Source organism: Bacillus sp. EB600 (assembly GCF_024494385.1).
In the GTDB taxonomy this organism is placed as follows: Bacteria; Bacillota; Bacilli; order Bacillales; family Cytobacillaceae; genus JAEVLT01.
The window spans coordinates 1-6743 of sequence record NZ_JAEVLT010000074.1 but is presented as its reverse complement, the minus strand read 5'-3'; the positions used below and the strand labels follow the sequence as shown (position 1 = coordinate 6743).

At 36.3% G+C, this 6743-nt stretch carries 5 protein-coding genes and 2 pseudogenes; 3 read left to right on the top strand and 4 right to left on the bottom strand.

Annotated elements, in window-relative coordinates; translation table 11 throughout:
* Positions 1 to 313 precede the first annotated feature (313 nt).
* Complete coding sequence (locus JN080_RS27980) at positions 314 to 640, bottom strand: YnfA family protein (RefSeq protein WP_256239222.1); 327 nt, start codon at positions 638 to 640, stop codon at positions 314 to 316.
* A 206-nt stretch (positions 641 to 846) separates the two neighbouring features.
* Between JN080_RS27980 and JN080_RS27975 the strand changes: the two are divergent.
* Positions 847 to 2398: pseudogene (locus JN080_RS27975) on the top strand (GMC family oxidoreductase).
* Positions 2399 to 2812: 414 nt separating this feature from the next.
* Complete coding sequence (locus JN080_RS27970) at positions 2813 to 3172, top strand: Lin0512 family protein (RefSeq protein WP_256239221.1); 360 nt, start codon at positions 2813 to 2815, stop codon at positions 3170 to 3172.
* Positions 3173 to 3489: 317 nt separating this feature from the next.
* Here JN080_RS27970 and JN080_RS27965 read toward each other — a convergent pair whose 3' ends face one another.
* A complete protein-coding gene (locus JN080_RS27965) occupies positions 3490 to 3888 on the bottom strand; it encodes an aconitase X swivel domain-containing protein (protein WP_256239220.1) in 399 nt (132 codons plus the stop codon).
* A 15-nt stretch (positions 3889 to 3903) separates the two neighbouring features.
* Positions 3904 to 4980, bottom strand: a pseudogene (locus tag JN080_RS27960) (aconitase X).
* Positions 4981 to 5353: 373 nt separating this feature from the next.
* Between JN080_RS27960 and JN080_RS27955 the strand changes: the two are divergent.
* Positions 5354 to 5842: a hypothetical protein gene (locus JN080_RS27955; protein ID WP_256239219.1), complete on the top strand. Its 489-nt coding sequence runs from the start codon at positions 5354 to 5356 to the stop codon at positions 5840 to 5842.
* Between the two features lie 161 nt (positions 5843 to 6003).
* On the opposite strand, the gene JN080_RS27950 is transcribed toward JN080_RS27955, so the two are convergent.
* A partial coding sequence (locus JN080_RS27950) for an NAD(P)H-dependent flavin oxidoreductase (protein WP_256239218.1) occupies positions 6004 to 6743 on the bottom strand: 740 nt, incomplete at its 5' end.

The following is a 6743-nucleotide window of genomic DNA, read 5'->3' as shown; positions in this document are numbered from 1 at the left end:
TCTAATTAGTATTTTTCGAAAAGAATCGTACATTGCGTCTTGCAACTTAAACGGGGATTTTGGTAAATTCATTACAAGGACACTTAAAAAGGCAACGCCCAATGGGTTAGTTGCCTTTCTTTAATATGAGTTACGAGACACGCTCACATATAGCAAGAACTGGTCATTATTTCAATTAGTAAAAAAGGTGATAACTTGTTTGAGAAAACGGCTCACCATACTTTTTGTACTTTTTTGTGAGTTTATCATGCAAGAAAAAGACCGATATTTTTTCAGCTAATTTTTTTGGGAAAGCGTCCGTTTTTGAAAAAAATTATTGACGTGGCGCAAATAACATTACTGAAGCCCCAATAATGCATATTGTTGCACCAACCCAATCATATAAATCAGGTGTTTTTTTATCAATTCCCCATCCCCATAAGACAGACAAAACAATAAATACTCCACCGTAGGCCGCATAAACTCTTCCGAAGGATGGAAAGGTCTGAAATGTAGCAATTACACCGTATAGTGCTAATGCTACCCCTCCACCTATTCCCCAGTAATACGGCATACCTTCTCTTAGCCATAACCAAATCAGGTACCCTCCACCTATTTCAAATAACCCAGCAAGTATAAATAAACCAATTGCAAAAATAATACAAACCCCTTCCTAATCTATAGAATAAATTATAACTAAATCAAATCTTATAAAAAATAACCTTCTTTTTAAGAACAACCTTTCACACTCTCTAGAAATAATCATTATAACATCAACTAAATCCTTAATGAAAACTATTATCCTCACCCACTTCTTCCTTCATGTTTTTTCATGAGATAAATAAAATGAAAAAGGAGAAATGTTAGATGGATGAAAACAAGTCAAAAATGGTCTTTGACTATATTGTTGTTGGTACAGGACCTGCTGGTGCAGTTATTTCCAAGACGCTTACAGATGATAAAAAAACTTCCGTCCTAGTTTTAGAAGCGGGCGAAAATAATGATCAGGATCAGCCAATAAGAGATTCCAGATTTGCACCTGAACTTGAAGAAAAATTTTTTCCGGAATACTTTTGGCAAGGGGAAGGAGTACCTCAACCAGGGGTGGATGAAAGAACTTTTGAGTGGACAACAGGCCGCCTTTCGGGTGGCGGCTCTTCTATCAATGGAGAACAGTATGTAAGACCTACACCGGACATTTTAAAAGAGTGGGAAAAACTCTTAGGATCCTTGTGGTCGCCAAAACAGGCGATTCAAAACTTTAAACAACTGGAAAATTATAATGGGAAAACGCGTACTCCTAACATTCATGGCTACAACGGGCGTATTGATATTAGACAGGCACCTGTTAACCCGCCTAACATTACCAGAAAATTGGTTTCAGCCATTGAAAAAGCAACTGGTTTTAAAAAAATACTTGATTATAATGACCCAGGAACTCCCATCGGTCCTTTTAAAAGATGGCAGCTATTTCAAAAACCTGATGGACAACGTGAAAGTGCTTCAACTGCCTTTTTATCCTCAGATATTATCACTCCTGATGGAATTGGGGTGAATGGACGGAAATTAACAGTCCTTTATAAATCAACAGCCCTTAAAATTTTGTTTAAACAAAAGAAGGCAGTTGGTGTTGATATTCTTAAAGAAGGGAAAAAGATACGCGCATTAGCCCGTAAAAAGGTAATCATCTCTGCAGGTATAAACAGCGCCCAGCTTTTGATGCTATCGGGAATCGGTCCTTCAGCGGATCTTCGAGAAGCCGGTATTCCAGTTGTTTTTGATAATCCAAATGTAGGGAAAAACTTAACAAATCATACACTAAACACTGCTGTATTTACCGCCAACTCAAACGATCTTCAAGAGGCACTGAAAGATCCGAATGGTCTTTATACCGGCGGTACATTTTTACCTGATCCACTATTAAGAAATAAACGACGTGGTGTTCAGCTGATTGGGTCTGTAGCTGAAGGAAAATTAATTATCACCATTCTATTTTTACAGCCTAAAAGCCGGGGATCAATTAAAATTCAAAACGCTGATCCTTTAAAAATCGTACTTGCTGACGAAGGATTTCTAGATAACCCTTATGACCTTGAAGTAGTTAAAGAGATTTATAAAACTTATATAAAAAGTATTGCTATGAAACTTTCAGAAATTGATTCAGCTTATCAGCTAGTCTCCCCAACACTGGAAATGATTGAGGACGATGAGCAGCTTGTAGACTTCATTAAAGAAAACTTCGGTCATAACCACCACCAACAAAGCTCACTGCGGATGGCACCTTTTACTAATTGCTGATGCACAGATTATCCCCTTTACTGTAGACGGTAACACATCCGCACCTGCTTACCTAATTGGGTATACCATTGCAAAGCATTTAATACACGAAAATAGTGGTGGTATTGAACCAAGTTTTTAGATAGTACCTTTTAAAGTGACTATTCCTAAAAAAAGAGTGGGTTACTCTTTTTTTTGGATACTTACTTCTATTTAGTGGATTTTTAATAAACTTTTGCAATAGTGGATTAAAAAAAGATTAAGAGGTTAGAACCTGTCGGTGGCTTCCGAAATATGCCAAACAGAATGACAGCCCCCGGGACGCCTGAGCAATTGAGCACCGGGGGCATTTTTTTGCACGGCTTATTCAGATAAGACAAGCTGCTATTTTTTCACTTTTAGTCCGAATGCAGGTTTTTTTTAGACAAGACAAACTGGAGAACAACTTTTAGATGAACCTATCTACTATTTTTAGTTAGTACATTTCTAATGCCTAGGAACAACCAAAAGTGTACAATAAATGGGGATAAATAATGAAAGGAAAGTGAATCAAATCATGGAAAAGATTATGTTTATTGAAACGGGAATGGGGATCGATGTTCACGGCCAAAATATTACGAAAGCTGCCATTCGCGCCGTAAAAAATGCTATTCACTATAATTCTATGCCTGGTATTCGGTCTGTACTTCCTGGAAACGATAGAGACAATATGAGAGTAAATGTTAAACTGGCGGTTCCTTGTGATAAAGAGAAACTCGATATTGATGCTGTTAAAGAAGCTTTTCCATTTGGAATAGTAACAGTGGAAATTATGGATGGAGGAATGATGACAACAAGTGGGATCGTTCTAGAGGAAAAGGGAGATAAAAATGACATGATGTACATCGTTGTCGCATCGGTCGAAGTTGGTTATTAATAGTTAAGGTGTTCAATTTGTGTCCCCTTTTCAGTCTTTAAATCAGTATGACTAGCTTTTTTAAACAACTTTAGTTATTTCAAAAAAAACGTTAGTGATTAAGTATTCCGCTTATTATTGAAACGCACCTGATAATTTGTTTATCTTTTTTGTAATTTCCTTTTATCTATTCTAGTATTTGTGCAAAAAATCAGACTTTCTAACATTTCATGATTTAAGAAATTAATACAAACAGGGACTAAAAAGCACGATACTTTTTAGTCCCTGTTTTCCAGTAATTTTTTCAACAAACGATTACTGTACCGTCCTCTTTAATCTCAATTTGTTCCATCTTGTACTGCTTCCAGGAATTCGTCGCCTAGCTGGTCGATTGCTACAATTTTTTTATTATTCCACACCTCAGCCAGAATGATTCCTGCTGATGAAATGGAGTCAATATGATCTGCATAAAGCATAGCCGCAGGACCAATTCCCACATCTGCCGCACATTGGAGAATCATGCCTCCTGTTTTTGATCCGATTGTCCGAGGAAGACAGATGATTTTGCCGCCGATATCTTTTTGATATAAATCTTTATTATTCTGGTCATTACAGATTGAACTTCCAGTTGTTAAACATCGAAAATAAGTGGCTAATGTATTAAAACCTTGACGGGACACAACACTTTCACCTATTAAATTTCCACCAAGCACTACTCTTCCTTTAAAAGTCTTCATTACATTTTCCCCCTTTTAGTTTTTACCGTTCACAATCATGTTAAGAATGTCATTATTTTCAAAGAATCTTGCTGTAGAATAGGTTCTCATTTTGTTTGAATTGGTGATAATTGGCTTCTTTGAGGACTCAGGATTATTCATATACATAACTGGACATGTAAACGAAAGATTTACTCCATGGGCTTTTAATGCCGCATATGCCTCTTTATCCTCTTTAAATTTTTCGATAACTGGAGGGGCAGCACTCAAAATCGTTTTAATGGAAATTCTATTTTTCCCTGCTTTCTTTAAAGCCTTAGAAATATCATTGTTCCAAGTATATATTTGATTTAGGGATAGATGTGGACAACCAATGAAACAAAATGCAGGTTCCGCATCCTTGTCTTCCCATAAGACAGGGTAGGAATTAATGACCCTTTGAATTTCATTATCATCAATCACATAAGTTTGATAACCTTATTCTAAAAGCTCTCTGCCATGCTCAATTGCTTCAGGTGTTACATTTTCAACATGGTAAAGACCAACCGCACCATTTGAAGCAGTGGCAGCACCCATATCTATGAGATAATCCTTTGTATTACTATCTAGTTCTGTTCCAATAAATTGATCAAGCCCGACGATGTATGGAACATCTCCCACTACTTTCATTCCGATCGCACTTCCTAAAACAGTAGCAGTTGGAACTTTTGTTGTTTTTACTTCAATGAGCCACCCGGCACGTCTTCCTTCGTCTGTTAGCAAACCAAATTCAGGTGTTTTTCCAACAATCCCACAAAGAAGCTCGATCAGTCCTGAATTTCGATTTGATCTTGCACCCAAAACGGCATTGGCAAATACAACTGCTGAAGACTCAGCCCATGAAGGGATTTGCCCTTTTGAAGGAATATTTCCAACTTCAGGCATATAGCTTGTACAAGAAAAAGCATTTTCACTTTTTAGTCCCAATTTTTTAAGCTGTTCCTCATATCGTTCTTGGTGAGCATATAAATCCGAGGTACTGTTTTTGTAATTCTTCATCGGTTGTTTCTGTACCCTCAAAATCAAAGGGTCTAGGGTCAACGGTAAACGGCTCTTTTGTTTTAAGCCCTGCATTAATGAGTTCATCCATCATATTAAATACGGCATCAAGTCCTGTCATCCCCATGGATGTAACGACATGAACTGGTCCTTCGGGGTTTCGAGCCGAGGGTAATTTTTGAAGTAGACTATGATCTATTAATTGAAATGTTTCATCTCCATAAATGTGTAGGGTTAATCCCAATTACATTATGTGAAAAACATCATCTAAATTATGTGAAAATTTCAGACCCAAACTCAAGATTTGTTGTGGGCTTATCATGGTTAAAAGACAAATATCTTTCCTCTTATGCAAAAGATTTTAAGGATTTTATCATAGCTTATTATCATAAACATTATTAACATCTATTGAACAAAATTCATGATAATATATTTGCAGGTGATGAGGATGGTAGAAATAGTTGATATAAATAACCTCGTACATTTTATAAGTGACATTTTTATTGAAAAAACAACGATTCTTTATATGATTACGAGAAAAAAGGTTAATGAGCAATTTATCTATAACTTTGTATCAGCCCAAACACAAAATGATGTTGCTCAACAACTAAATGATTCATTTATTAATCAACTTACTAAAATTCAAAGTAATAATAAAAAGTTTCTTGATGTAGAGGGTTCATCAAATGATTACGTACAATTTATAAAGGTAAACGATGTTTCTAATGCTGCAAATATTCTTGAGACAATTAAAAATAACAATCCCAACTACTTTACCTCAGATTCTGAAACTTTCAGTAATATATGGGCATATGCTTTGAAAATAGAAATTAATAACAAATCACTATTATGGTTTAGAAAATATAACAAAGGGAAAGTTTTAAAAAAGGGAGCATCGACGCAATTCTCTCTCAAGACGGGAAGTTTTCCAAAATAGAACATGATGATGTATACCAAGTGGATGAAGAAGTGGATTGGTTTGGTTGGAACGATGAAATCTTATTTTCACAACACCATAACTTTGAGAAAATTTTTGGTTGCGGAGACTGATAAGAGGTAAAAATCACCTTACTTTACCTCTTCAGTCAAATAAGGAAATCAATTTTCTAGAATGTTTTTTAAACGTGACGTTGCATGTGATACATCCTTCATAATCGTATTGATTAAATCTTCCACACTTGAAACATTGTTAATTAAACCCATTACTTGTCCTGCCCAAGCAAACCCATTTACTTGATCTCCTTCACTGATGTACTTCAGATTAGATTTGCCACTAATCATTTCTTTTAAATCTTCAAATGTAGCACCTTGCTTTTCATTTTCGATAATGTTGACTGTATAGTCTGATTTCAACACACGACCAGGTGTTCCAAAGGTTCGTTTTATCACAACAGTGTCCATTTCCGTTCCTTCCACTAATGCATTCTTATAAGATTGTATGGCATCTACACACTCATCGGTTGCAATAAAACGAGTACCCATTTCAATACCTTCTGCACCAAGTGCTAATGCGGCAAGTAGTCCTCTACCGTCTCCAATACCGCCACTGGCAATAACAGGTATTGACACAGATTCAACAACGCGGGGAACGAGAACCATGGTACCGATATCATCTTTACCGATATGCCCCCCTCCTTCCTGACCAACTGCAATAACAGCAGAAGCACCTAGTTTTTCAGCTTTTTGTGCCTGTCTTACAGTTGATACAAGAACTAGTGAACGGATATTCTCATCCTTTAAACGTTCAATAATGGGTTGAGGATTTCCACCAGTAATGGAAACTACCTTCACTTTTTCCTGAATCGCCATTTCCAATAAGTCCATGTAAGTAACATTAT